The organism is Rhodococcus sp. T7, assembly GCF_009872365.1.
Taxonomy (GTDB): Bacteria; Actinomycetota; Actinomycetes; order Mycobacteriales; family Mycobacteriaceae; genus Rhodococcus_F.
The window spans coordinates 1-24336 of record NZ_WXYH01000353.1; the positions used below are offsets into that span (position 1 = coordinate 1).

Annotated in this window: 23 protein-coding genes and 2 pseudogenes; 21 read left to right on the plus strand and 4 right to left on the minus strand. The window is 69.0% G+C overall.

The features are described 5' to 3' along the window. A pseudogene (locus tag MLGJGCBP_RS35090) lies at positions 1–627 on the plus strand (anti-sigma-D factor RsdA); the annotation flags it as partial. Positions 628–743: 116 nt separating this feature from the next. Here the strand turns inward: MLGJGCBP_RS35090 and MLGJGCBP_RS35095 are convergent. Beyond that, positions 744–1148, minus strand: coding sequence for a DUF5319 domain-containing protein (locus MLGJGCBP_RS35095; RefSeq protein ID WP_005239778.1), 405 nt, complete (start codon positions 1146–1148; stop codon positions 744–746). A gap of 230 nt (positions 1149–1378) precedes the next feature. Between MLGJGCBP_RS35095 and guaB the strand changes: the two genes are divergently transcribed. The 4 genes and pseudogenes from guaB (at position 1379) to guaA (ending at position 7663) form a co-directional block, all read left to right on the plus strand. Further along, positions 1379–2902, plus strand: a complete 1524-nt coding sequence (gene guaB, locus MLGJGCBP_RS35100; protein ID WP_005239781.1) for an IMP dehydrogenase — start codon at positions 1379–1381, stop codon at positions 2900–2902. A 33-nt stretch (positions 2903–2935) separates the two neighbouring features. Further along, positions 2936–4075 (plus strand): GuaB3 family IMP dehydrogenase-related protein, encoded by a 1140-nt coding sequence (locus MLGJGCBP_RS35105; RefSeq protein ID WP_087558425.1) that lies wholly within the window; start codon positions 2936–2938, stop codon positions 4073–4075. A gap of 209 nt (positions 4076–4284) precedes the next feature. Next, positions 4285–6024 (plus strand): annotated as a pseudogene (locus tag MLGJGCBP_RS35110) (GMC family oxidoreductase N-terminal domain-containing protein); the annotation flags it as partial. A 67-nt stretch (positions 6025–6091) separates the two neighbouring features. Then, entirely contained in the window at positions 6092–7663 is a 1572-nt protein-coding gene (gene guaA / locus MLGJGCBP_RS35115) for a glutamine-hydrolyzing GMP synthase (protein WP_160101529.1), read from the plus strand. Between the two features lie 61 nt (positions 7664–7724). Here guaA and MLGJGCBP_RS35120 read toward each other — a convergent pair whose 3' ends face one another. Together MLGJGCBP_RS35120 and MLGJGCBP_RS35125 are read right to left on the minus strand one after the other, a co-directional pair. Further along, the gene (locus tag MLGJGCBP_RS35120; protein WP_160101531.1) at positions 7725–7952 is read right to left on the minus strand and encodes a hypothetical protein; all 228 of its coding nucleotides are present in this window, start codon (positions 7950–7952) and stop codon (positions 7725–7727) included. Continuing rightward, a complete protein-coding gene (locus MLGJGCBP_RS35125; protein WP_160101533.1) occupies positions 7945–9411 on the minus strand; it encodes a PspC domain-containing protein in 1467 nt (488 codons plus the stop codon). The genes MLGJGCBP_RS35120 and MLGJGCBP_RS35125 overlap by 8 nt, the downstream gene beginning before the upstream one ends. A 68-nt stretch (positions 9412–9479) precedes the next feature. Between MLGJGCBP_RS35125 and MLGJGCBP_RS35130 the strand changes: the two genes are divergently transcribed. From MLGJGCBP_RS35130 to MLGJGCBP_RS35155, 6 genes are all read left to right on the plus strand, one after another. After that, positions 9480–10856 carry an ATP-binding protein gene (locus tag MLGJGCBP_RS35130; protein WP_160101535.1) on the plus strand — a complete coding sequence of 459 codons (1377 nt, stop codon included), beginning with the start codon at positions 9480–9482 and terminating at the stop codon, positions 10854–10856. A 155-nt stretch (positions 10857–11011) separates the two neighbouring features. After that, a complete protein-coding gene (locus MLGJGCBP_RS35135) occupies positions 11012–11515 on the plus strand; it encodes a YbaB/EbfC family nucleoid-associated protein (protein ID WP_160101537.1) in 504 nt (167 codons plus the stop codon). After that, on the plus strand, positions 11512–11826 hold the full coding sequence (locus MLGJGCBP_RS35140; protein WP_160101539.1) for a WXG100 family type VII secretion target: 315 nt from the start codon (positions 11512–11514) through the stop codon (positions 11824–11826). The genes MLGJGCBP_RS35135 and MLGJGCBP_RS35140 overlap by 4 nt, the downstream gene beginning before the upstream one ends. Beyond that, the gene (locus tag MLGJGCBP_RS35145) at positions 11826–12683 is read left to right on the plus strand and encodes a WXG100-like domain-containing protein (protein ID WP_160101541.1); all 858 of its coding nucleotides are present in this window, start codon (positions 11826–11828) and stop codon (positions 12681–12683) included. The genes MLGJGCBP_RS35140 and MLGJGCBP_RS35145 overlap by 1 nt, the downstream gene beginning before the upstream one ends. Continuing rightward, positions 12680–13177, plus strand: coding sequence for an RDD family protein (locus tag MLGJGCBP_RS35150; RefSeq protein WP_087558416.1), 498 nt, complete (start codon positions 12680–12682; stop codon positions 13175–13177). Before MLGJGCBP_RS35145 ends, MLGJGCBP_RS35150 begins: the two co-directional genes overlap by 4 nt. Beyond that, positions 13164–13823, plus strand: coding sequence for a response regulator (locus MLGJGCBP_RS35155; protein WP_015889975.1), 660 nt, complete (start codon positions 13164–13166; stop codon positions 13821–13823). The genes MLGJGCBP_RS35150 and MLGJGCBP_RS35155 overlap by 14 nt, the downstream gene beginning before the upstream one ends. A gap of 12 nt (positions 13824–13835) precedes the next feature. Here the strand turns inward: MLGJGCBP_RS35155 and MLGJGCBP_RS35160 are convergent, their stop codons facing one another. Beyond that, a complete protein-coding gene (locus tag MLGJGCBP_RS35160) occupies positions 13836–15047 on the minus strand; it encodes a serine/threonine-protein kinase (protein WP_087558415.1) in 1212 nt (403 codons plus the stop codon). Positions 15048–15257: 210 nt separating this feature from the next. Here MLGJGCBP_RS35160 and MLGJGCBP_RS35165 point away from each other — a divergent pair, with 210 nt between their 5' ends. The 10 genes from MLGJGCBP_RS35165 (at position 15258) to MLGJGCBP_RS35210 (ending at position 24336) form a co-directional block, all read left to right on the plus strand. Further along, positions 15258–16097, plus strand: coding sequence for a hypothetical protein (locus MLGJGCBP_RS35165; protein WP_160101597.1), 840 nt, complete (start codon positions 15258–15260; stop codon positions 16095–16097). Then, positions 16094–17647: a DNA polymerase Y family protein gene (locus MLGJGCBP_RS35170; RefSeq protein WP_160101543.1), complete on the plus strand. Its 1554-nt coding sequence runs from the start codon at positions 16094–16096 to the stop codon at positions 17645–17647. Before MLGJGCBP_RS35165 ends, MLGJGCBP_RS35170 begins: the two co-directional genes overlap by 4 nt. Next, on the plus strand, positions 17640–18242 hold the full coding sequence (locus tag MLGJGCBP_RS35175; protein WP_160101545.1) for a dihydrofolate reductase family protein: 603 nt from the start codon (positions 17640–17642) through the stop codon (positions 18240–18242). The genes MLGJGCBP_RS35170 and MLGJGCBP_RS35175 overlap by 8 nt, the downstream gene beginning before the upstream one ends. A 552-nt stretch (positions 18243–18794) precedes the next feature. After that, entirely contained in the window at positions 18795–20036 is a 1242-nt protein-coding gene (locus MLGJGCBP_RS35180) for an RNA-guided endonuclease InsQ/TnpB family protein (protein WP_160101547.1), read from the plus strand. Continuing rightward, positions 20033–20404 (plus strand): VOC family protein, encoded by a 372-nt coding sequence (locus MLGJGCBP_RS35185; RefSeq protein ID WP_160101549.1) that lies wholly within the window; start codon positions 20033–20035, stop codon positions 20402–20404. The genes MLGJGCBP_RS35180 and MLGJGCBP_RS35185 overlap by 4 nt, the downstream gene beginning before the upstream one ends. A gap of 40 nt (positions 20405–20444) precedes the next feature. Then, positions 20445–21224 (plus strand): alpha/beta fold hydrolase, encoded by a 780-nt coding sequence (locus MLGJGCBP_RS35190; protein ID WP_160101551.1) that lies wholly within the window; start codon positions 20445–20447, stop codon positions 21222–21224. 92 nt (positions 21225–21316) lie between these two features. Further along, positions 21317–22291 carry a R2-like ligand-binding oxidase gene (locus tag MLGJGCBP_RS35195; RefSeq protein ID WP_160101553.1) on the plus strand — a complete coding sequence of 325 codons (975 nt, stop codon included), beginning with the start codon at positions 21317–21319 and terminating at the stop codon, positions 22289–22291. A 35-nt stretch (positions 22292–22326) separates the two neighbouring features. Next, the gene (locus tag MLGJGCBP_RS35200) at positions 22327–22839 is read left to right on the plus strand and encodes a hypothetical protein (RefSeq protein WP_160101555.1); all 513 of its coding nucleotides are present in this window, start codon (positions 22327–22329) and stop codon (positions 22837–22839) included. 10 nt (positions 22840–22849) lie between these two features. Continuing rightward, on the plus strand, positions 22850–23428 hold the full coding sequence (locus MLGJGCBP_RS35205) for a YdeI/OmpD-associated family protein (RefSeq protein WP_160101557.1): 579 nt from the start codon (positions 22850–22852) through the stop codon (positions 23426–23428). A 29-nt stretch (positions 23429–23457) separates the two neighbouring features. Next, the gene (locus MLGJGCBP_RS35210) at positions 23458–24336 is read left to right on the plus strand and encodes a sucrase ferredoxin (protein ID WP_160101559.1); all 879 of its coding nucleotides are present in this window, start codon (positions 23458–23460) and stop codon (positions 24334–24336) included.

The following is a 24336-nucleotide window of genomic DNA, read 5'->3' on the forward strand; positions in this document are numbered from 1 at the left end:
AAGTCGGTCGTGTTCAGCCAGCAGGCCGATTCGACCGTCGCGCAGATCGACACCACGTCGCAGCTGCAGGAGGCCGAACGGCTGATCGCCGCGGGCGACGCGGAGTCGGCGAAGGATCTGCTCGACGGTGCCGCCGACCGCGCGGGCGGTGTACGCGACGACGACATGCGCAACGAACTCGACGTGTGGCGGGCGAAGCTGGCCGCGGAGGTAGAGAAGATCGCCCCGACCACACCGCCGGCCGCGACCATGACGCCGGGTACCACCACCACCGACGCGCCGTCGCAGGCCACCTCGTTGCCGGCCACCGTTCCGGGAACACCCGGCTCGACGACGGTGCCGGGAGCCGAACTGCTGCCGGGAGCTCAGCTGCCTACGGATCTGCAGATTCCGGGGTTGCCGCCGATTCCGCTGCCGCAGCTCCCCACCATCCCGCCGCAGCCGCCGCTTCCTCCCGAGACGATGCCGTCCACGAGCCCGGACCCGACGATCATGCAGTTGCCGATACTGCCGCCGGACAATCCGACCACGCAGCCGCCCACTCAGCAGCAGCCGTCTCAGCAGCCCTCGACGGTGCCGCTACCGACCACCACGACCCCCGTCCCGGTGCTGCCGCCCACCAGCTAGCGGCTCGGCGGCCCACCCGCACAGACCACTGTGGCCCGACACTTCGCGTGTCGGGCCACAGTTGTCTGTGAATTCAGTTGTCTGTGAAAACAGGGTTTGTACCGGGTTGTGCCGGATCAGGCGTCGAAGCCGTCTCCGTGCAGAGCGTCGTTCATCGAGGCGTCCGCGTAGCCGCGGCAGTAGTCCCAGGTGACGTAGGCCTCGGGTGTCGGGTCGTAGGCGGGCTCGTGGGGGCGCACGGTGCCGTCGACCAGAAGCTGGAGGAGGTTGGCACGGAGCATGTCCCAATCGTGGTAGTGATCTTGCTGGCAGTCTTCGCAGCAGACGACGAGACCGCGGATCCCACGATGCGCCAGCAGCGCCTCGTACACGGCGAGGTCGGCCAGGTCTTCCTCCACGGCGAGACGCTCGTGGGGATCGAGTGGCTGGCCCGGTTCGATCGCATCGAGAGCTGCGGACGGGTCGGCGGGGTCGCCGGCGAAGGGGTCCGGGGGCAGACCTGGAGGCAGTTGATCGCGCACAGCACCACGGTACGCAGGTCAGCCCGGTCTGCGCCAGCCGTTCGGCGTACGCCCAGCGTGGGTGGGCTCCGTGGCGATCGCGTCGAGCCGATATCATGGTTTGCGGAGCTGGGAATATCGATCGTCGCTCCGGACTTTTCCCTGTATCCGTGTTCCCGCAGTTTCAGATCTGATGTCCGCAGACGGCGCCACCGGCGCTGCACCTATGTTCCATGGAGGGCCCGAACCGCATGACAAGTTCAGCAGGGCATGTACACACCGGCGGTGACGACCCGAACAAGGTCGCGATGCTGGGTCTCACGTACGACGACGTCCTGCTCTTGCCGGCGGCGTCGAATGTCATCCCCGGCCAGGTCGACACGTCCAGCCAGCTGACCAGGGACATCCGGCTGCGGGTGCCGCTCGTCAGTTCCGCGATGGACACCGTCACCGAGGCGCGGATGGCCATCGCCATGGCCCGCGCGGGCGGCATGGGCGTGCTGCACCGCAACCTGTCCGTCGAGGCGCAGGCCGGTCAGGTGGAGACGGTCAAGCGGTCCGAGGCCGGAATGGTCACCGACCCGGTCACCTGCAAGCCGTCCGACACCCTCGCCGAGGTCGACGCCAAGTGCGCCCGGTTCCGGATCTCCGGACTTCCGGTCACCGACGCGGCCGGGCAGCTCGTCGGCATCATCACCAACCGCGACATGCGTTTCGAGGTCGACCAGAATCGGGCCGTGTCCGAGGTCATGACGAAGGCGCCGCTGATCACCGCCCAGGAGGGTGTCACCGCCGAGGTGGCGCTGGGCCTGCTGCGCCGTCACAAGATCGAGAAGCTGCCGATCGTGGACGGGCAGGGCAAGCTCACCGGTCTCATCACGGTCAAGGACTTCGTGAAGACCGAGCAGCACCCGGACGCCACCAAGGACCGCGACGGCCGGCTCCTGGTCGGTGCCGCCGTGGGTGTGGGCGACGAGGCGTGGAGCCGCGCAATGGCTCTCACCGACGCCGGGGTCGACGTTCTCGTCGTCGACAGCGCGCACGGTCACTCGGCCGGTGTGCTGGACATGATCTCGAAGCTCAAGGCCGAGGTCGACGAGCGCGTGCAGATCATCGGCGGCAACGTCGCCACCCGCAGTGGTGCGGCCGCCCTCATCGAGGCCGGTGTGGACGCGGTCAAGGTCGGTGTCGGTCCCGGTTCCATCTGCACCACCCGTGTCATCGCCGGTGTCGGCGCCCCCCAGATCACCGCGATCCTCGAAGCGGTCGCCGCGGCCAAGCCGCACGGTGTGCCGGTCATCGCCGACGGTGGACTGCAGTTCTCCGGCGACATCGCCAAGGCCCTCGCGGCAGGCGCGTCGACGGCGATGCTCGGTTCGCTGCTCGCAGGTACCGCGGAGTCGCCGGGTGAGCTGATCCTGGTCAACGGCAAGCAGTACAAGAGCTACCGCGGCATGGGTTCGCTCGGTGCGATGCAGAGCCGCGGGGCCGCGAAGTCGTATTCCAAGGACCGCTACTTCCAGGACGACGTGCTGTCCGAGGACAAGCTGGTCCCGGAGGGCATCGAGGGCCGGGTCGCGTTCCGCGGTCCGCTGTCCCAGGTCACGCATCAGCTCACCGGTGGTCTGCGGGCCGCCATGGGCTACACGGGAGCGTCGTCGATCGAGGAACTGCAGAACGCGCAGTTCGTGCAGATCACCGCTGCGGGTCTGAAGGAGAGCCACCCGCACGACATCACGATGACGGTCGAAGCTCCCAACTACACCGCTCGCTAGCAACCAGTCACGATTCACGAGAAAGGGGCGCGCGTGCGCGACCTCGTTGAGATCGGCATGGGCCGAACAGCCCGACGAACCTATGAGCTGGACGACATCGACATCGTCCCCTCCCGCCGGACCCGCTCCTCCAAGGAGGTGTCCACCTCCTGGCAGCTCGACGCGTACCGGTTCGACATTCCGGTGCTGGCGCATCCGACGGACGCGCTCGTGTCGCCGTCGTTCGCGATCGAACTCGGCAAGCGCGGTGGCCTCGGGGTCATCAACGGTGAGGGTCTGTGGGGCCGGCACGCGGACGTCGAGGCCAAGCTCGCCGAACTCGTCGCGCTGGCGGAGTCGGACGTCGACGTCGAGGCGCCGATCAAGAAGCTGCAGGAACTGCATGCGGCGCCGTTGCAGCCGGGTCTTCTGGCCGCCGCGGTGGCGCAGGTCCGCGACGCGGGTGTCACGACCGCGGTGCGGGTCAGTCCGCAGAACGCGCGGGCGCTGACCCCGCAGTTGCTGGAGGCGGGCATCGACCTGCTGGTGGTGCACGGCACGATCATTTCCGCCGAGCACGTCGTCCACGGCGACAGCGAGCCGCTGAACCTGAAGACGTTCATCTCCGAACTCGACGTTCCGGTCGTGGCCGGTGGGGTGAGCGATCACCGCACCGCACTGCACCTGATGCGCACGGGCGCGGCCGGGGTGATCGTCGGGTACGGCTCCACCGAGGGCGCCACGACCACCGGTGAGGTGCTGGGCATCGGTCTCCCGATGGCGACGGCCATCGCGGACGCCGCCGCCGCCCGCCGCGACTACCTCGACGAGACGGGCGGTCGCTACGTCCACGTCATCGCGGACGGCGACATCACGTCGTCGGGCGACCTCGCGAAGGCGATCGCCTGTGGCGCGGACGCCGCAGTTCTGGGCGCGCCTCTGGCCGTTGCCGCGGAGGCTCCCGGCGGCGGCTGGTACTGGCCGTCGGCTGCCGCGCACCCGTCGGTGCCGCGCGGCACGATGCTGCCGGTCTCGTTCGGTGACCGCCCGTCGCTGGACCGGGTCCTGACCGGCCCGTCGGACGACCCGTTCGGCTCCCTGAACCTGGTCGGCGGACTGCGCCGCTCGATGGCGAAGGCGGGGTACTCCGATCTGAAGGAATTCCAGAAGGTGGGCCTGACGGTTCGCGCCTGAGGCGAACGCCGCCACTGCTTCTCTCGTCGCCCGATGCCGCATCGGTGCAGTTCAACTGCGCCGGTGCGGCATCGGGCGACGTGCGTTTGCGGGTATCGCGACCGTTCCTGATACCTCTCGTTACAGTTAAGGTGACCCTTGTGGCAGTTGTCACAACTGCCGGGTGCATACTGGCGAGTAATAAACTCAGGTTCGTTGGAGGTCGAGTGATGAGCAAGCAGCGCACAACGGATTACGACGTCCTCATCGTCGGTTCCGGATTCGGTGGCAGTGTCACCGCGCTCCGGTTGGTCGAGAAGGGGTACAAGGTCGGCATCCTCGAGGCGGGCCGCCGCTACGCCGACGCGGACTTCGCGAAGACCAGCTGGGATCTCGCGAAGTTCCTCTGGGCGCCCGCCCTCGGTTTCTTCGGCATCCAGCGCGTGCACCTGCTCCGCGACTGCCTCATCCTCGCCGGCGCCGGCGTCGGCGGCGGTTCGCTCAACTACGCGAACACCCTCTACAAGCCGCCTGCCTCCTTTTTTCAGGACAAGCAGTGGTCGCACATCACCGACTGGCACGACGAGCTCACGCCGTACTACGAGCAGGCCCGCAAGATGCTCGGCGTCGTCCAGAATCCGCACATGACCCCCGCGGACGAGATCATCAAGTCGGTCGCCGAGGACATGGGCGTGGGCGACACGTTCATCCAGACCCCGGTCGGCGTCTTCTTCGGCGAGGCGGGCAAGACCGTGCCCGACCCGTACTTCGGCGGCGTCGGCCCCGACCGCACCGGATGCATCGAATGCGGCGAATGCATGACCGGATGCCGGCACGGCGCCAAGAACACCTTGCTCAAGAACTACCTCGGACTTGCGGAGAAGTTCGGCGCGGAGATCATCCCGATGACGACGGTCAGCGGGCTGCGTGAGGCGTCCGACGGCACCTGGGACGTCTTCACCCGGCGCAGCGGGCCGCGGAAGAACCGGAATCGCAAGACGTACACCGCGGCGAACGTGGTCCTGGCCGCCGGCACGTGGGGCACTCAGCATCTGCTGTTCGACCAGAAGGAGTCGGGCGCGCTGCCCAAGATCTCCGACCGGCTGGGTGTGCTGACCCGCACCAACTCGGAGTCGATCCTCGGCGCCGCCAAGAACAAGGTGGACCCCGCGCTCGAGCTCACGAAGGGCGTCGCGATCACGTCGTCGTTCCACCCGACGTCCGACACCCACGTGGAGCCGGTGCGCTACGGCAAGGGGTCGAACTCGATGGCCATGCTGCAGACGCTGCTGACCGACGGCGGCGGCAGGCGGTGGATGACATTCCTCCGGGAACTCGTGAAGGATCCGACGGCACTGAAGGTCCTCACCCCGTACAAGTGGAGCGAGCGCACCATCATCGCGCTGGTGATGCAGAACCTCGACAACTCCATCACCACGTACACGAAGAAGGGCCTGTTCGGCCGGCGCAAGGTCACCAGCAAGCAGGGCCACGGTCAGCCGAACCCCAGCTGGATCCCGGCGGGCAACGAGGCGACCCGGCGGATCGCGGAGAAGATCGACGGTCGCGCAGGCGGCACCTGGGGCGATGTGTTCAACATCCCGCTCACCGCGCACTTCCTCGGCGGCTGCACGATCGCCTCGGACCCGTCGCACGGCGTCATCGACCCGTACCACCGCGTGTGGGGTTACCCGACGCTGAGCGTGGTCGACGGCTCGGCCGTGTCCGCGAACCTGGGCGTCAACCCGTCGCTGACGATCTCGGCGCAGGCCGAGCGTGCGGCGTCGCTGTGGCCCAACAAGGGTGAAGCGGACCTGCGTCCTGCGCAGGGGGAGGGATACCGGCGGCTGAACCCGATCGCGCCGATCAAGCCGGTCGTCCCGGAAGGCGCGCCCGCCGCGCTGGTGCTGCCGATCGTCGAGATCCGAAACGGCTCGGTGCTGCCGGACACGCGGAAGCACGGCGTTGCACAGCACCCGCAAGGGCCGGGTCGTGGGGTCGCGCAGACCACAGAGCTGCGCCGATTAGACTGACCCGGTGGCAGATATCGAGCAACAGAGACCGGTCCTCGTCGTCGACTTCGGCGCGCAGTACGCGCAGCTGATCGCCCGGCGGGTGCGTGAGGCCAAGGTCTATTCCGAGGTGGTCCCGCACACCGCGACCGTCGAGGAGATCGCGGCCAAGAACCCGCTCGCAGTGGTGCTGTCCGGCGGGCCGTCGAGCGTATACGCCGACGGGGCGCCCCAGCTCGATCCGGCCCTGTTCGATCTGGACGTTCCGGTGTTCGGCATCTGCTACGGATTCCAGGCCATGGCCGGTGCGCTGGGTGGGACGGTCGCCCACACCGGCACCCGTGAGTACGGTCGTACCGACCTGAAGGTGCAGGGCGGTTTGCTGCACGAGGGGCTGCCGTCGAGTCAGCCCGTGTGGATGAGCCACGGCGACGCGGTCACCGAGGCCCCCGAAGGTTTCACGGTGACGGCCACGAGCGAGGGCGCACCCGTCGCCGCATTCGAGGACCGGGCCCGCAGGCTCGCGGGTGTGCAGTACCACCCGGAGGTTCTGCACTCTCCGCACGGCCAGCAGGTGCTCAGCCGGTTCCTGCACGAGATCGCCGGCATTCCCCCCGCGTGGACGGCCGCGAACATCGCCGACGCCCTCGTCGAGCAGGTCCGCGAGCAGGTCGGCGACGGCAAAGCCATCTGCGGACTGTCGGGCGGTGTGGACTCCGCTGTCGCGGCGGCGCTCGTGCAGCGCGCGATCGGCGACAACCTGACGTGTGTGTTCGTCGACCACGGTCTGATGCGGGCCGGGGAGCGTGCGCAGGTCGAGCAGGATTTCGTCGCCGCCACCGGCGCCCGGCTCATCACGGTCGACGCCGCCGGCACCTTCATCGGTGAGCTGGCCGGGGTGTCCGACCCGGAGACCAAGCGCAAGATCATCGGCCGCGAGTTCATCCGCAGCTTCGAGGGTGCCGTCAGCGACGTCCTCGGCGAGAACGCCGCGCACGGCGACACGGTCGAATTCCTCGTGCAGGGCACGCTGTACCCGGACGTCGTGGAATCGGGCGGTGGCACCGGCACGGCCAACATCAAGAGCCACCACAACGTCGGCGGCCTGCCCGAAGACCTGCAGTTCACGCTCGTGGAACCGCTGCGCCTGCTGTTCAAGGACGAGGTCCGCGCGGTGGGACGCGAGCTGGGTCTGCCCGAGGAGATCGTGGGACGCCAGCCGTTCCCCGGCCCCGGGCTCGGCATCCGCATCATCGGCGAGGTCACCCAGGAGCGGCTCGACCTGCTGCGTCACGCGGATTCCATTGCACGCGAAGAGTTGACGGCCGCCGGGCTCGACGGCCAGATCTGGCAGTGCCCGGTGGTGCTGCTCGCCGACGTCCGCAGCGTCGGCGTGCAGGGCGACGGACGCACCTACGGGCACCCGATCGTGCTCCGCCCCGTGTCCAGCGAGGACGCGATGACCGCGGACTGGACGCGACTGCCCTACGACGTTCTCGAGCGGATCTCCACCCGGATCACCAACGAGGTTCACGACGTCAACCGAGTCGTGCTGGACATCACGAGCAAGCCGCCGGGCACCATCGAGTGGGAGTGACGCACTGTGCGCGGTGAGCGAGTCGTCCGACTCGCTCACCGCGCACGTGCGCGGTGAGCGCCTATCGTCGCCGGTTGGGCGCGAACACGAGTACCACGCCGACCAGCACCGCGACCACCACGAACAGCCAGCGGAATTCGACGTTCGCGAGCGGTTGCAGCGAGAACGGTCCCGCGAGCGCCCATCCACTCACCAGCAGTGCTGCCACTCCCGCGAAGAGCAGGAGCGGTGACGTGCGCTTGCGCGTCCGGGTCTGCTGGCCGTCCTGAGTGTCGTCGACGTCATCCACGGCGCACCTCCATACTTCCGAACCGGATATCTGCATTGAGGGTGAGGACGTGACCGTCCGTGCCGTCGGTGCCGCCGTCGAGACCGTCGGGGAGACACTGCGCGTCGCCGAACTGAGCGGTGCAGTTGTTCTCGACGTTCATGCCGGGCGGCAGAAGCACCACGACCTCACCGAACTGACCGCTGACGTCGACCGTCTTGTCCTCGGTGAGCGTGACGTTCCGGAGGTCGAGCGTGAAATTGCCGAACCCACCGGAGTAGGCGGGGTCGATGTCGGCCGCCGTCATGGGCACCCAGGTCCGGTCGCCCATGTTTTCGCTGTTCAGGTCGAGTGACCCGACGAGCGAGGCGAGGATCACGAAACCGGCGAGGGGGCCTGCGACGACGAGAAGCCCGTAGCCCTTGCGCAGGAAGCCGCCGATCAGCAGGCCCACTCCGATGACGGCGAGCGCGATCGCGCCGATCCGACCGGGGTTCAGCCAGTCGGATCCGGTGGCGACCGCCAGCGCCGTCGCTGCCGCGGCCGCGAGGATGGCCAGTCCGATCACCATGGTGGTCAGGCGGGAATGCGTGCGCTCCGATTGTACTGCGGGAGTGGTGGTCCTGGCCGGTTCGGGCAGATCCCACGCGAACGGCGCGACTCCGAGCGGATCCCATGCCGGTGGTCGCGGCTCGAGCGGCGCGAACGGCGCCGACGGTGCGTCGACCCGTGGACCGGCGGTCGGGGACTTCTCGAACGACACCGGATCGGTCTGGGGGGCAGGGGTTTCGGGTTTCAGTGCCTCGGTCGGGGCCTCGCCGGTCGCGTCCGCCGACTGCCCAGTCGTGGGAGGTGCACTCGGCGTGTAGGAGTCGGGAAGCTTCGTGTACGGACCGTACGCACCCGAACCGTACGTGCCCGGGCCGAACGGGTTGGCGCCGAACTGTCCGGGCGAGAAACTCGTCCCGGGATAACCGGTGCCGACACCGGGGGCGACGGCTCCGGCGGGTGACGGCGGGGGGATCGGCTGCCGCTGGTACAGCAGCCACAGGCCGCCGAGCATCAGCGCCATGCTGATCAGCCCTGAGCCGCCGAGGCCGACGCCGAAGGGGCCGACGGTGCTCACCGCGATCGCCAGTGCGACGAGAAGGACGACGGTCTTGGTGCCCGAGTCGGAACTGTGACCGCGTCCCATCAGCGACTCCGCGGGGGAGGCCGGGTCGCCCGACTTCGTGAGGGCGAGCCAGCACGCCAGGTAGAGGAGCACACCGGCGCCGCCGAAAATGGTGGACACGACGAACGCGACTCGTATCAGTACGGGATCGACGCCGTAGCGGTAGCCGATTCCCGCACAGACACCGGCGACGTGGCCACGGCCGGGCAACCGCACCGGTCGGGTCCGCCACAGATCCTGTATCTGCTCTTGGAAGCTCCCATTGCTCATACGACCATCGTTCCGGTCCCCGCGTTTCGCGTACATCGGGAAGTACCCTGATCTTTCCGGTCGGGGTGGGCCGGAATGCGGCCCGAAGTCAGGGTCGGACCCTGATGCCGCGGCCCCGGGATCGTGCCAGTATCGAAGGTGTGCAACCTGTGAACACGTCCGCGGGCGGCGCCCAGTACGCGGGCGCCGTGACCGCGCCGGTACCGCCCGGCGGTCCCCCCATGCCGCGGCTCGAACGCCGGACCGGTGGCCGCATCGTCGGCGGCGTCGCAGGTGGTATCGCCGACCAGTTGGATATCGACGTGATGAAGGTGCGGGTCGCGTTCGCCTGTCTCGCCGCTCTCGCCGGCGCGGGCATCGTCGGCTACGGGCTGTTGTGGATCTTCACGGCCGCGGGTTCGGACACGGAGAAACCCAGTGCGTCCGAGCGGCGCAGAGCGTACGGGCTGATCGCGATCGGCCTGGCCGGCGCATCCGCGTTGTCGTGGTTGTTCAGCGGCCGGGTCGGCTCGGTGATCGCACCGATCATCGTGGTGGCGGTCGGCGCGGCCCTCGTGTGGCGCGAATTCGACTCGGAGGGACCGCGCACCGTCATCGGGCTGCCGCAGCGCCCCACCGTCCTCACCTGGGCTCGGGTTCTCGGCGGCGTGACGCTCATCGTGTCCGGTCTCGGGGTGGTGATCCTCGCGCAGGTCGACTTCGCCGCGCTGCGTTCGTCGTTGCTGGCCGTCGTGGTCACCCTGGTCGGCGCCGGTCTGCTGACCGTGCCCCTGTGGTTGCGGCTGTGGCGGGCGCTGGGGGCGGAGCGTGCCGCCCGGATCCGCAACGAGGAGCGTGAGGAGATCGCGTCGCACCTGCACGATTCCGTCCTGCAGACCCTGGCGCTGATCCAGAAACAGGCCGACCATCCACAGGAGGTCGCGCGGCTCGCGCGGGGGCAGGAACGGGAACTGCGCAAGTGGTTGTTCGGTGGGGGAGACACCGACCATTCCAGCCTGGCGGAGGCGTTGCGCATCATCGCGGGCGAGGTCGAGGACCACCACGGCGTCACTGTGCGGCCGGTGACGGTCGGGGACGTGGCGCTCGACGTCGACGGCACCGGCGAGGGACTGTCGAAGGAGAGTTTCACGGCGGTGCTCGGCGCGACGCGGGAGGCTCTGGTCAACGCCGCCAAGCATTCCGGGGAGACCGACATCAACCTGTTCGCCGAGGCCGAGCGCGAGCAGGTCAGTGTGTTCGTTCGCGACCGCGGCGTCGGATTCGACGTCGACGAGGTGTCCCCGGACCGGCAGGGGCTGACGAAGTCGATTCGCGGGCGGGTCGAACGGCGAGGCGGGCACGTCGACGTGCGGTCCACGCCCGGAAAGGGCACCGAGGTGCGAATCCACATGCCGCGGAACGGCCGGACGCGCGCGGGAGCGGGGGCCGCCGAGAGCGCGGACACCGGCGTGGAGGACGTGCCGCTCAGTCAGGGCGCGTGAACACCACTTTCGTCGTGTCGGTTCATCTGATGCGCAGCGCCTGCTCGCATCCTGTCCCCGTGAGGGGGTAATGTTCGCCCGCGACGCGACTGTGGGGGTCGTGCGGTCACACCGTGCCGAGGCGGGGTGCGACGCGAGACGTCAAGGGGGGATTCATGTTCGACCGCGACAGCCTGCGGGTCCGTGAGCAGGAACTGCAGGGTCAGATCGATTCGATGCTGGCCACACTCGACCGGCAGACGCACGATCTGCATGCCGCTCAGCAACAGGTGGCACGGCTACGGGTGACGGGTGAGTCCGCCGACGGGCTGGTGCAGGTGGTGGTGAACTCGGTCGGCGGGGTGGTCGAGGTGCACCTGGCACCGGACGCGTTCCGGCGGTCGACCCCCGACTCGCTGGGACGCGCGATGACCGACGCCGCCCGCCGCGCCGGCGAGGCCGCGCACGCCGAGTCGATGCGCATCATGGGATCGATCGTGTCCGCGACCGAGACCCTGCCGGATCTGCCGGACCTCGTTCCTGGCGCGCCGAGCCTGCGGGACTTCCTCCCGCCGCTGACCCCCGAGGGCGGCGACACCCCGGCCGATCCGGAACCGGCCCCGGACGATCACTGCGACGGGTCGTGGAATCGGCCGCTGCTGCGGGACGGGTGGCAGTGAGCGCGCAGCTGTGGGTGGACCCGGCGCATCTGCGCGGCGTCGCACCCCGATTCGATGCCCTGTCGCAGCGGATGGCGGAGGTCGCCGCCACCTTGACCGCGACCCTCGACGGTGAGGGCGAGTGCTGGCGAACCGACGGCGCCGGGGCGACGTTCGCGAGCGGGTATCTGCCGTCCGCGGACGCGGCCGAACACTCGCTGGGCTTCGCCGTCGCCGCCCTGGCCGCGGTCGGGTCGAAGCTGCGGAGTACCGCCGACTCGTTCGACGACACCGACCGCGGTACCGCGTCCAGCCTCGCCGGGCTGTTCTGATGGGCATCGAGGTTCCGGGCGGGGTCCGCTGGTTGGCGGAGAAGGTGGTCGGGGCGGACTGGCCCGACGCGGACGAGACGGCGATGGAACGGCTCGGGCAGGGGTGGAAGGACGCCGGTGCCTCGCTCGACGACATCATCGACGAGGCCGATGCCGCGATCCGGTCGGCGTTGTCCGGTGTCCGTGGTGACGTCGAGACCGCGATGGCGCAGGAGTGGGCGCGGATCGGCGCGGACGGTGCGTTGCATGAGTTGTCGGAGTTGTTCCACGAACTCGGGGACACCCTGGACTGGTCGGCCGACGACATCCGGGTCGCGAAGCTGTCGATCATCGCGGCGCTGGTGGCGTTGGCGGCCGAACTCGTCGCGGTGGCCGTGGCGAGCGCGATGACGTTCGGTGCGGCGAGTCCGGCCGCGTTCGCGGCGGAGGCGGCCACCCAGGTCGCCGTGCGGATGATCATGCGGCAGCTGATCACCTCGCTCCTCCGCCGCGCCGCCGTCGGCGCGGCCAAGGGGGCGGCAGGTGGCGCCGCAACGCAGGCCGGACTCGAGGCTGCGTTTCAGAGGTATGAGATACACGTGGGCCGGCGCGACACCGTGGACTGGGGCAACGTCGCGGAGGCAGGCGGCAAGGGCGCGGTCCAGGGCGTGGTGAAGGGAGCGGTCAACGGTGCATTTGGGCTGAAATTCGCGGACCCGCGTTCTCGAGTCGGGGGCATGCTCGGCTCCTACGTGCAGGAACAGACCGTCGGCACACCGAGGTTCTCCGACGCCGTCGTCGACGAGGTCCTGGACCGGACCGGACTCGACGACGAGGTCCGGCGCGCCCGCGAAGAGATCGACGGGCGGCTGCCGTGACCAGAACCGGTGCGGACCGGCGGCCCCAGCCCGCCGGTTTCCTGCGGCGAGGTCTCGCGCTGGCGCTCGACCTCGCGCTGCATGTACTGATCGCCGCGCTGGTCGGCGTCGTCGTGTACGTGCTGCAGACGGATGGAGGCTCGGTGCAGTCGATCGTGGCCGAAGGGACGGCGGGACTCGCCACGATCCCGGCGTGGATCGTCGCCTCGTTCGTCCACCGGACCGCACTCCAGGCGCGATTCCATGCGACGTTCGGCAAATGGATGACGGGTCTGTGTGTCGTGCGGCCGGAGGACGGAACGTGGCCGAGCTTCGGATATCTGGTGAAGGCCTGGTTCCGAAGTGTCTATGCCATCGTCGAATCGGACATCGCCACGGACGGCGAAGACGGGATGCCTGCGGTGGTGCGGCGACCTGGTGAATCGTGCGACACGCTCTACAGTGGGGTGACACTACCGCCCACGCCGAGGAACAGCCGCAGTGACTTTGCCTGAAACACCCCCGTACCGTGTCTTTCTCGTCGACGATCATGCCGTGTTCCGCTCCGGTGTCCGCGCCGAGCTGGGCAGGGAAGCGGACATGGAGGTGGTCGGCGAAGCGGGCGGTGTCGCGGAGGCGGTCTCCGGGATCAACGCCACCTCGCCGCACGTCGTGCTGCTCGACGTCCACATGCCCGACGGCGGCGGTGTCGCCGTACTGCGGGGCATCGAGTCGGGTCCGGTGTGCCTGGCGCTGAGTGTGTCCGACGCCGCCGAGGACGTGATCGCCGTGATTCGCGCGGGCGCCCGCGGGTACGTCACCAAGACGATCTCGGGCGCCGAGCTGGCCGACGGCGTACGCCGGGTGGCCGGCGGTGACGCCGTGTTCAGTCCGCGGCTCGCGGGTTTCGTGTTGGACTCCTTCACCGGACGTTCCAATGCTCCTGAGCCGCAGCTGGATCCGGAGCTGGATTCGCTCACACCGCGGGAACTGGAAGTGCTGCGCCTCCTCGCCCGCGGTTACACGTACCGCGAGATCGCCGAGGAACTGGTGATCTCGGTGAAGACGGTCGAGACGCATGCGTCGAACGTGCTGCGGAAGACGCAGCAGTCCAACCGGAATGCGCTCACGCGGTGGGCGCACCGCAGGCGCATCGACTGACGTCCCCGGGGGTCAGGGCTGCGCGAGCAGGACGATCACGGCCACGAGCACGGCCAGGATCAGGATCGCGACCATGACACCCATGGCGATCGGCGCCCACGCGACCACCTGGTCGCGGACCGTGGGAGCCGGCGAACCCGGAGCGGGTTTCGCCGGGCGCGGAGGCCACTGCAACCGGCCGAGCGGACGCGGCACGTTCTTCAACGGCGTGCTCTGATGGACGGCGGGCAGCCCGGCCTGGGTGGAACCGACCAGTTTGCTGCGGCGCCGTGAGTCGGGCAACGGTGTCGAACGGTGAGCCCACGCGGGGATGGTGCCGTCCGCGGAATAGACGGGCGAGCCGACGAGGTGCGCGACGTTGCCGTCCCCGGCCATGGCCACCCGGGCCAGGGCGTCGCGGGCCTCGGCCATCGTCGGGCGACGCGCCGGGTCGGGTTCGAGGAGGTGCAGCAGCGTGTCGGTGAGCGGTCCGGCCTTGCTCGGACGGTAGATCTCGGCCTTCGCGACCCGGTGCAGGAGTGCGATGGAATCGGAGTCGATCCCGAACGGCGGCTGTCCTTCGACGACGGTGTACAGCGTGGACCCGAGCGAGAAGACGTCGCTGGCCTCGGTGGGGTCCTGACCGCGGGCGACCTCGGGGGAGAAATACGCGGGCGTGCCGGTGATGACCCCGTTCGCGGTGTCCGCGGAATCGCCCTTGGCCCGGGCGATACCGAAGTCGCTGATCTTGACGGTGCCGAGTTCCCGGCCGCGGTCGGCGACGAGGATGTTGCCCGGCTTGATGTCCCGGTGCACGATCCCCGCGGCGTGGGCGGCGGTGAGCGCGTCGGCCACCTGCGCGCCGATCTGGGCGACCTCGAGCGGAGGCAGGGTGTCGGCGATGTTCATCGCCTGGGCGAGACTGCGGGACGGCAGGTACTCCATGACCAGCCAGGGTTCCCCGGCCTCGAGCGCCACGTCGTACATCGCGATGGAATGACGGTGCGCGAGTTTGGCGGCGTTGCGACCTTCCCTCATGGTGCGGTCGCGGACCCGGCGGGCCTCGTCGGGGTCGAGTCCGGCCGTCGTGGTGACCTGTTTGATGGCGACGTCGCGGTGCAGCAGGGTGTCCCGTGCGAGCCAGACCGCGCCCATTCCGCCGCCGCCCAGTTTGGACCGCAGGCGGTACCTTCCGGCCACCAGGTATTCGGGTCCGATGCCCCTTTCGCTCTGCTCCTGCTCCATCACGCGTTCAGGTTAGAGGATTGTGCGGACACGGGATGCGCGGCCGTCCTGACCTGGTCGTTCTGGGTCCACTTGACGGGCATTCGCAGACCGGCTTTACTGGAAACGGGTTCGAAAATACGTTCGAACAAAGCGTCTGTTCGAGCCGCGTCTTCCCCGTGGTTGCCGACCGCTGTTGGTGTCGAGTGTCAGGGGTGTCAGTTGGCTGAAGTGGCCGGCGAGCCGGGGTTTCCGGTGCCGGGGTCTCCCGAGTTGTCCGGGCTGTCCCGGCAGGAGCGTCTGGACTACCTCCGGCGGCGGATGGCCGCTGTTCCCGCGCGCGGTGAATCGGTGGCGGGCCGGGCCCCGGTGGACGGCGGGTTTCCTGCGACGGGCACGTCCACGGCTCCCGATTCCCATGCCGCCGGGGTGCTTCCGGTTCCGGCCGCGCTGGCCGGCCTTCTTCCCCGGGGCGGGCTGGTGCGCGGTTCGGTGGTGTCGGTGTCGGGTGCCACCTCACTCCTGCTGGGGTTGGTCGCGTCCGTGACCGCGGGCGGCGGTCACGTCGCGGTGATCGGGCATCCCCGGCTCGGGGTGCTGGCCGCGGTCGAGATGGGCGCGCAACTGGAACGGCTGGCCCTGATCCCGGACCCGGGCGCCGATCCGGTGGAGATCGCCGCGGTGCTGCTGGACGGAATGGATCTGGTGGTGCTCGGGCTGGGAGGGGCGTCGGTGGCGCCGTCCCGTGCGCGTGCGGTGGTGGCCCGCGCCCGGAGCAAGGGGGCGACCCTGGTCGTCACGGACGGGCACTGGGACGGCGCGGAGATGCGGCTGGAGGCGCGGGTGCACGGTTATGCCGGGCTGGGCAACGGATCTCAGGACCGGGGCTGCGGGCGGTTGCGGTCCCTCAGCCTGGCGGTGTGCGCCCGGGGGCGGTCGTTCCAGCCGCGCACCACCCGGCTGGACGTGCGGTCGGCGCAGGGCCGGGTGGAATGGGTGGGCGCTCCGGAACCGGTGGTGCCTCTCGGGAACGTCCCCTTCCCGGAACCGGTGGAGGTGGTGGGCCTGTGAGCCGGGTGCTGGCACTGTGGTGCCCCGACTGGCCCGCGGTCGCGGCGGCCGCCGCCGCGGATCTTCCGCCCACTCATCCGGTGGCGGTGACGTCGGGCAACCGGGTGATCGCCTGCTCGGCACCGGCCCGCGCGGACGGGGTGCGGCGGGGTCTGCGCCGCCGCGAGTCCCAAGCCCGGTGTCCCCGGTTGCACGTGGTGGCAGCCGATCCCGACCGCGACGCGCGGCTGTTCGAGCCGGTCGCCTCCGCCGTCGACGCGGTGGCGCCCGGCGTCGAGGTGTTGCGGCCCGGTCTCGTGGTGCTGTCCGCTCGCGGCGTCGCCCGGTATTTCGGTTCGGAGGAAGCCGCCGCGGAACGGCTCGTGGACCAGGTGTCGGCGGTGGGGGTGGAATGCCAGGTCGGTATCGCCGATCAGCTGTCCACGGCCGTGATCGCCGCGCGCAGAGCAACTCTCGTGCCACCCGGTGAGGGGGCGGCCTTCCTGGCGCCGCTTCCGATGCGGGAATTGGCCGCGGAGCCGAGCCTCGCGGCGCCGCATCGCGGGGGGCTGGTCGATCTGCTGCACCGGCTCGGGTTGCGCACGATCGGCAGTTTCGCCGCACTGTCGGCGGGTGATGTGGCGTCGCGGTTCGGAACCGATGCGGTGCTGGCGCACCGGGCCGCACGGGGTGAGCCGGAGCGTCCGCCGTCGGGGCGGTCGCTGCCTCCGGACCTGGAGGTCGAGGAACGGTGCGATCCCGTCATCGAACGGGTCGACGCCGCCGCCTTCGCGGGACGGGCGTTGGCGGAGAAGCTTCATCGCACACTGTCGGATGCCGCGGTGGCCTGCACCCGGCTGTCGATCTCGGCGAGCACCGGCAACGGTGAACAACTGTCCCGGATCTGGAGGTGCGCGGAACCGCTGACCCCGGAGGCGACGGCGGACCGGGTGCGGTGGCAGCTGGACGGGTGGCTGACCGGTCGCAGCGAGAAGCGGCCCACCGCCGGTATCGCCGTCCTGCGGCTCGAGCCGGTGGAAGTGGTGGCGGCAGGCGCCCTGCAGCTGGGGCTGTGGGGTGGGGTCGGCGATCAGGACGAACGGGCCCGGCGGGCCCTGGTGCGGGTGCAGGGCCTGCTCGGCGGGGAAGCCGTGCAGGTAGGTGTCCTCAGCGGCGGTCGGGGACCGGCGGAACGCATCACGTTGCTGCCGTTGGGCGACGAGTTGATTCCTCGCAACGATCCGTCGGAGCCGTGGCCGGGCACGTTGCCGGAACCGGCGCCCGCCGCGGTGCTGACCGCGTATCCGGAGGTGTGGATGTCGGACGAGCGGGGTATGGCTGTGACGGTCACGGAACGTGGTGTGTTCAGCGCGCCTCCCGCGCGGCTGCGGTGGGGGAGTCGAGAGTGGGCGGTGTGCGGATGGGCCGGACCGTGGCCGGTGGACGAGCGGTGGTGGGACCCTCCGGCAGCGCGGACGGCGGCCAGGGCGCAGGTGCTGCTGGAGGAGTCGCGGGCGCTGCTGGTGATCTGCACGGCAGGCCGCTGGTCGGTGGAGGGAATCTATGAGTGACACGGGGCGCGGCGTTCCGCACCGCAGGGTCGTCGTCCAGGAATTGACGAGCCTCGACGGGTTCGTCGCCGGGCGGTCCGGTGAGCTGGACTTCTTCGAGGCGGTGCCGGATTACGGTGAGGTGGACCGGTACAACCTGCGGCTGCTCGCCGGCACGGACCTCGCCCTGCTGGGGCGCAGGACGTATCAAATGTTCTCGGACTACTGGCCCACGGAACAGGCGCAGGGCGAAGTCGTGGCAGAGACCGTCAACTCGATCCCGAAACTGGTGTTCTCCTCGACGCTGGACAGTGCCCCGTGGGGTGATCGGGAGCCGGCGCAGCTGTGGTCGGGCGATGCCGTGGACCGGGTGCAGCGACTGCGGCAGGAGCAGAGTGGCGACATGATCGTCTGGGGGAGTATCTCCCTCGCGCGGTCGCTGCTCGCGGCCGAACTGGTCGACGAGATCCAGCTACACGTGATTCCCGTCCTACTTGGGCACGGGCGCAGGTTCCTCGACGAGGACACCGGAATGCATTCGCTGACGTTGCTGGAGTCCAAGGGGTATGACTCCGGCGTCGTCACGTTGCGGTATCGGGTGGGGCGGGCGACGTAACATGCGCACCGGCCTCCCTTGCGGACCGGACGTCCGAAATGCTTTGCTGTGCAAAGGGTCGCGTGCCGGTGGCGGACAGCGTCAGGCATGGAGGCCGGCCGCGGTCGCGTCGTCGGCTCATGGCATACCTCGAAGGGTCGACTGTGACCATTTTCTCAACCTGAGCTATCGGCGGATTCCTGGCTGTTCAGTTCCGGGAGCACGCTGATCTGTGGTGGGGGTCGTTTCGGGGTGGATGTGGGTGTGGCGGGTCGGGTCGTTTCTGGTTGGTGATGTAGTCGGCGGTGGTCAACAACGGCGCTCCGCATGCGGATGCAGCGGAAGTGGGAGGGCGGACAGAGGTGGTTGCCCCACAAGTGTTTGCGTATGGGTTTGGGGAACTCCTGCCGCAGGCAGCGGGCGGATACGCCTTTGCCGTTGTTGATCAAGGCGCAGAGCTGCGCTGTGGGTGGTAGTGGATACCCCGGACTTGTCGGACCCCGCTGTCATGATCTGTGCACGCGTCGGCATCGGATCGGTGAACGCTCGTTGGCTAGCAGAGGTGGGTGCGAGGTGAAACGGATTGTCGTGGTCAAGCTCGTGCCCACATCCGATCAGTTCGCGGCGCTGGAATCAACATTGTTGGTGTGCAACGATATTGCCAACGAGATGTCCGGGTTGGCTCAGTCGATGCGACAGCGGTCGCGACGGGCGCTGCAAGTCGCGCTGTATCCGATGGTGAAGGCGCGGGGGCTCTCCGCCCAGCCGACGTTGCATGTTCTGCGGAAGGTTGCCGACGCGTACACCGCCCGGCAGGCGAACTTGACCAACGGAAACTACGGTCAGTCAGGCTCGAAACGGTATATGGCGGTGGCAGGTACCGCAGTCGAATTCCGGCCACTTGCTGCCCAACCGTTCGACGACAGGTGCCTGTCGTGGCAGGTGGAGTCCTCGACCGTGTCGATCTGGACCACCGTGGGCCGGATGCGGGGTGTGCGGTTCGTGTGCGCGCCGTGGCAACACGCACTCCTCGCGGACCGCAAAGGGGAAACAGACCTCGTCTACCGCGACGGTCACTTCTACCTGCATGCCACCGTGGACGCGCCCTCGCCGGAACCGGCCGCGCCGCCGGACACCGCCGTGGGCTGGTTGGGTGTGGATCTGGGAATTGTGAACCTCGCCGTCACCACCGACGACGATCCCGCTGACCTCGACGTGCGGTGGTCCGCCGGGGCCGTGACGGCGCGCCGGAAGAAGGACGCCGACCTACGCGCGAGTCTGCAACGAGTCGGCACGAAATCGGCGAAACGGAAATTGAAAACACGGCGACGAAAGGAACAGCGGTTCGCCACCGACATCAACCACCAACTGTCGAAAACTATTGTTGCCAGTGCACAACGCACCGGTCGGGGGATCGCGATGGAAGACCTGTCGGGTATCCGCGACCGGGTACGGCTAGCACGACAGCAGCGGACCCAACTCCACTCCTGGGGTTTCGCCCAGCTTCGAGCGCAGATCATCTACAAGGCCGAGATGGCTGGGGTGCCCGTCGCTGTCGTCGATCCCCGGAACACCTCGCGTACCTGTTCACAATGCGGGTACTGCGACAAGGCGAACCGGGTCTCGCAGGCAACGTTCCGATGCCGACAATGCCAGTGGGCCGGTCATGCCGACCACAACGCGGCCTGCAATATCGCCGCACTCGGGCATCGCATGTACAGGGCCGCCCAATCAACCGCGCCTATAGCAGCCACCCTTCCCACAGCCAGTGGGAACGTGAGCAGCAAACCCGGCCCTTTACGGCCGAGTAGTTGATCCACACGATAGTCGCCGCCAAGGACAAGCAGGAGTCGGCGACGTTCTTCACCACGCTGTTCGGGCTGCCGGACGCCGTGCCCGCCGGACATTTCCTGGCGGTCGCCCTCGACAACGGGGTGTCCCTCGACTTCGCGGAACCGCCGATCGAATTCCAGCCGCAGCATTACGCGTTCCTCGTCGGGGAAGACGACTTCGACCGGATCTACGACCTGATCGTCGAGTGGGGTCTCGACCACTGGGCGGATCCGCGGCAGACGCTGCCGGGCACCATCAACACCAACGACGGCGGCCGGGGCGTCTACTTCCTCGACCCGTCCGGCCACTACCTGGAGATCATCACCCGCCCGTACGGGTCGGGCCGGTAGTCCGCGGCCGGGGTGCCGGTGCTCGCTAGTCTGGATTGTCGTGGACACGACTCGGACTACCCCGACGCGTACCGGCATCGAGATCGCCTATCGGGACAGCGGTGAGCCGTCGGTGTCGGCGGACGTCTGTCCCGTGCCGGTGGTGCTGGTGCACGGGATGGGCGGTGACGGCGGCACCTGGGACCGGTTCGCCCGCGCACTCGTCGCGCAGGGGAGACGCGTCCTCGTCCCGGATCTGCGGGGGCACGGTCGCAGTGCCCGGGCCGGGTCGTATCGGTTCGAGGAGTTCGGCGCCGACGTGGTGGAGGTGTGCGACAACCTGGGGCTGACGAGGGTGGATCTCGTCGGGCATTCGCTCGGTGGTCATGCCGCGTCGCTCGCGGCGCAGGCCCGACCCGGGCTGGTCCGCCGGCTGGTGATCGAGGAGGCCCCGCTCCCGTTGCGTCCCGGTGACCCGGAACAGGTGTTCGCGAACCGGTTGCCGTCGCTGCCGGAACTGTGGCACGCGACGACGAGCGTCGTCCGGCATCCGCGGGCCGTGTTCGCCTTCGACCGGTCGATGACGGGCTCCGCGCTCGAGCAGTTCCGCCGCCCGGATCCGTTGTGGTGGGACCGATTGCCGGACATCGAGGCCGACACGCTCATTCTGCGCGGCGGACCGGGCGGGATGGTCGACCCGCGCAAGCTCGAATCCGCGGTCGCGGCGATACCGAGGTGCCGGGTGGTGGTGTTTCCCGGCGGGCACAGCATTCACCGCGACCGGTACGACGAGTTCGCGGCGGAGGTCCTGCCGTTTCTGATGCAGCCTCGGGCAAGCTGACAAAAAGTCCGAAAATGTAAACCGCGGCGGCCTCGACAGGACTAGCGTGGAAACGGAAAGAGGGGGCTCGGACCGAGGAAGAAGGACCCACGATGTCGACACTCACGCCAGGACGTCCCTACGCGCCCGGCAGGCAAGGGTTCAGCTCGCTCCGCGACGGGGGACTCAACTGGGACGCGTTCCCGTTGCGGCTGTTCACGAAGGGCAACGCCAAATTCTGGAACCCCACGGACCTCGACTTCAGCCGGGACGCGGAGGACTGGGAGGGGCTGAACTCGGAGCAGCAGCGGAACTCCACGTATCTGGTCGCACAGTTCATCGCCGGTGAGGAAGCGGTCACCGAGGACATCCAGCCGTTCATGAAGGCGATGGCCGCCGAGGGCCGCTTCGGCGACGAGATGTACCTGACGCAGTTCTGTTTCGAGGAGGCCAAGCACACCCAGGTGTTCCGGTTGTGGATGGACGCGGTGGGCCTGACCCGGGACCTGCACCCGTTCGTCGCCGACAACCCGTTCTACCGGCAGTTGTTCTACGAGGAGTTGCCGGGATCGCTGAAGGTCCTCGAGACCGATCCCAGCCCGGCCAATCAGGTGCGGGCCAGCGTCACCTACAACCACGTCATCGAGGGCAGCCTCGCGCTCACCGGGTACTACGCGTGGCAGAAGGTGTGCACGACGCGCGGAATCCTGCCGGGAATGCAGGAACTCGTCCGCAGGATCGGCGACGACGAACGACGCCACATGGCGTGGGGTACGTTCACGTGTCGCCGGCACGTCGCCGCCGACGACGGCAACTGGGGCGTGGTTCAGGAGCGGATGGCGGAGCTGATGCCGTTGGCACTGGGCATGATCGACTGGGTCAACAAGCAATTCGAGGTCCAGCCGTACGGGCTCGACCCGCAGGAGTTCATCGCGTACGCCGCGGACCGGGCGCAGCGCAGGCTGGGGGCGATCGAGTCCGCGCGCGGACGCCCGGTCGAGGAGATCGACCTGGACTACTCGCCCGAGGCGCTCGAGGAGAAGTTCGGCGAGGAGGACGCCGAGGCGATGTCCGAGGCTGCCGGCTGAGACACACTCCGCGGTGGCAATGGCAGGATCTGCTCATGGCGCTCACCGCACTCGACCGCAGACTCCTCGGCTGGTCCGCAGCATTCGTGATCTCGCAGGCGAACATCATCCGCCTGCTCGGTCCCGTGGCACCCCGGCTCGCCGAGATCCAGACGGCCCGCTCCGCGCGGGACTACACGGCGATCCTCGACGGGATGACCGCCTCCGACACGGCGCGCTACCGCAGCCACTACTACCCGGACTTCGTCCACCCGCTGATCTACGCCGTCGCGTTGCGCACGGGTGCCCGGCGGTTGGCGGAACTGACCCCGCTGTCGCCGAGAACGCAGAGGGTGCTGGCGGTGGCGCCGGTGATCTCGGCGGCGGGCGACTATGCCGAGAACGTCGTCGGGCTGCATCTGCTGTCCCACCGTGAGCACATCACCGACGCGACCGTACGGACCACCAGCGCGGTCAGCGTCACCAAATGGGTGCTCGCGCTCGGTGCGCTCGGGTACCTGTCCCAGGGATTCGTGAGGGTCTGGGCGGGAAAGCTGTTCTCCCGCTAGATTCAGGCGCATGGGTGCTGCCGAGCTGAGCGTCGAGTACTTCACCGGCCAGGCCGAGTTCCGGGAGTGGCTCGCCGCTCATCACGCCTCCTCGCCTGGTATCTGGCTGAAGATGGCGAAGAAGGGGTCGGCGCATTCGTCGATCGACTACGACCGGGCGCTGGAGGTCGCGCTGTGCTACGGCTGGATAGACAGCCAGGTGCGCCGCGTCGACGACGACTTCTTCGTGCAGCGGTTCACCCCACGCTCGTCGCGGAGTCCGTGGTCGAAGCGGAACCGCGAGTTCGCGGAGAAACTCGCCGAGGCCGGTCTCCTCGAGCCCGCGGGCATGGCCGAAGTCGAGCGGGCCCGGGCCGACGGCCGCTGGGACCGCGCGTACGCGGGACAGAAGGCGGCGGAGATACCGCAGGACTTCCTGGACGCCCTCGCGCGGAATCCCGAGGCCGAGGCCTTCTACGCGACACTCGACAGCCACAACCGGTACGCCGTCTACTACCGCCTGCAGGACGCCAAACGCCCGGAGACGCGTGCCCGCCGCATCGAGAAGTTCGTCCAGCAGCTGGCCGAGCGCAGGAAGTTCCACGACTGACCGATTTCGGCTACTGACACAATGGCAGCGTGCCCGACACGATCACCGCCACCTGTTCCGCGCTGTCCGCGACCGACGAACCCCTCGCGGGCACCGCTGCGCACGTCAGGGGCTGGGTGTGCCTGGAATTCCCCGGTGCGTGGGGCCGGGACGTGCTCGATGGCACCGCGCTCGGTCCGGACCTGGCCCGCGAACTCGACGTCCGCGCCGACGCCGCCGGGGTGCGGATCATGTTCATCCGCCGGCCCGGCCGCGGCACCGCGTCACCGGATCGGCGAACGGTGCTGCTGGCGCAGTCGCATCCCGCGCGGTCGTGGTGCGAGCGGCTGGAGATCGGCTACCCGGAAGACCTGCTCGACCTGGACCTCGGTCTGGTCGCGGGACCGGCACCCGGTCTCGGCACGCCGGTGACGGACCCCGTCGCCCTGGTGTGCGCGCACGGGAAGAGGGACCAGTGCTGCGCCGTGCTCGGGCGGCCGGTCGCGGCCGGTCTGGCCGCGGAGTTCGGCGACGCGGTGTGGGAGTGCTCGCACACGGGCGGGCATCGGTTCGCGCCGTCGCTGATCCTGCTGCCCACGGGCTACACGTACGGCCGGCTGTCGGCGCAGCAGAGCGTCGAGACGGTCCGCGCCGCCGCCCGGGGCGAGGTGTACCGGAGCGGGCTGCGCGGCCGCAGTTGCTGGGACACCCCGCGGCAGGTGGCGGAACTCGCCGTTCGCGATCTGGTCGACGCCGCCGCCGGCGAGCTGACGGTGGACGCGAATTCGGTTGTCACCCATCGCGACGGGCGTCGCTGGGTCGTCGACCTCGAGGAGCGGGAACTGCCGCCACGGCCCGCGAGTTGTGGGGCGGCGCCGAAGCCGGTGCGACCCGTCGTCGCCACCGGAGTCCGCGCCCTCGCCCCCTGA

Coding starts and splice junctions, on each gene's coding strand:
- guaB (WP_005239781.1), top strand. CDS start 1,379: ATGACAAGTTCAGCAGGGCATGTACACACCGGCGGTGACGACCCGAAC.
- MLGJGCBP_RS35125 (WP_160101533.1), bottom strand. CDS start 9,411: ATGTACGCGAAACGCGGGGACCGGAACGATGGTCGTATGAGCAATGGG.
- MLGJGCBP_RS35130 (WP_160101535.1), top strand. CDS start 9,480: ATGCCGCGGCCCCGGGATCGTGCCAGTATCGAAGGTGTGCAACCTGTG.
- MLGJGCBP_RS35135 (WP_160101537.1), top strand. CDS start 11,012: ATGTTCGACCGCGACAGCCTGCGGGTCCGTGAGCAGGAACTGCAGGGT.
- MLGJGCBP_RS35145 (WP_160101541.1), top strand. CDS start 11,826: ATGGGCATCGAGGTTCCGGGCGGGGTCCGCTGGTTGGCGGAGAAGGTG.
- MLGJGCBP_RS35160 (WP_087558415.1), bottom strand. CDS start 15,047: ATGGAGCAGGAGCAGAGCGAAAGGGGCATCGGACCCGAATACCTGGTG.
- MLGJGCBP_RS35175 (WP_160101545.1), top strand. CDS start 17,640: ATGAGTGACACGGGGCGCGGCGTTCCGCACCGCAGGGTCGTCGTCCAG.
- MLGJGCBP_RS35195 (WP_160101553.1), top strand. CDS start 21,317: ATGTCGACACTCACGCCAGGACGTCCCTACGCGCCCGGCAGGCAAGGG.
- MLGJGCBP_RS35200 (WP_160101555.1), top strand. CDS start 22,327: ATGGCGCTCACCGCACTCGACCGCAGACTCCTCGGCTGGTCCGCAGCA.
- MLGJGCBP_RS35205 (WP_160101557.1), top strand. CDS start 22,850: ATGGGTGCTGCCGAGCTGAGCGTCGAGTACTTCACCGGCCAGGCCGAG.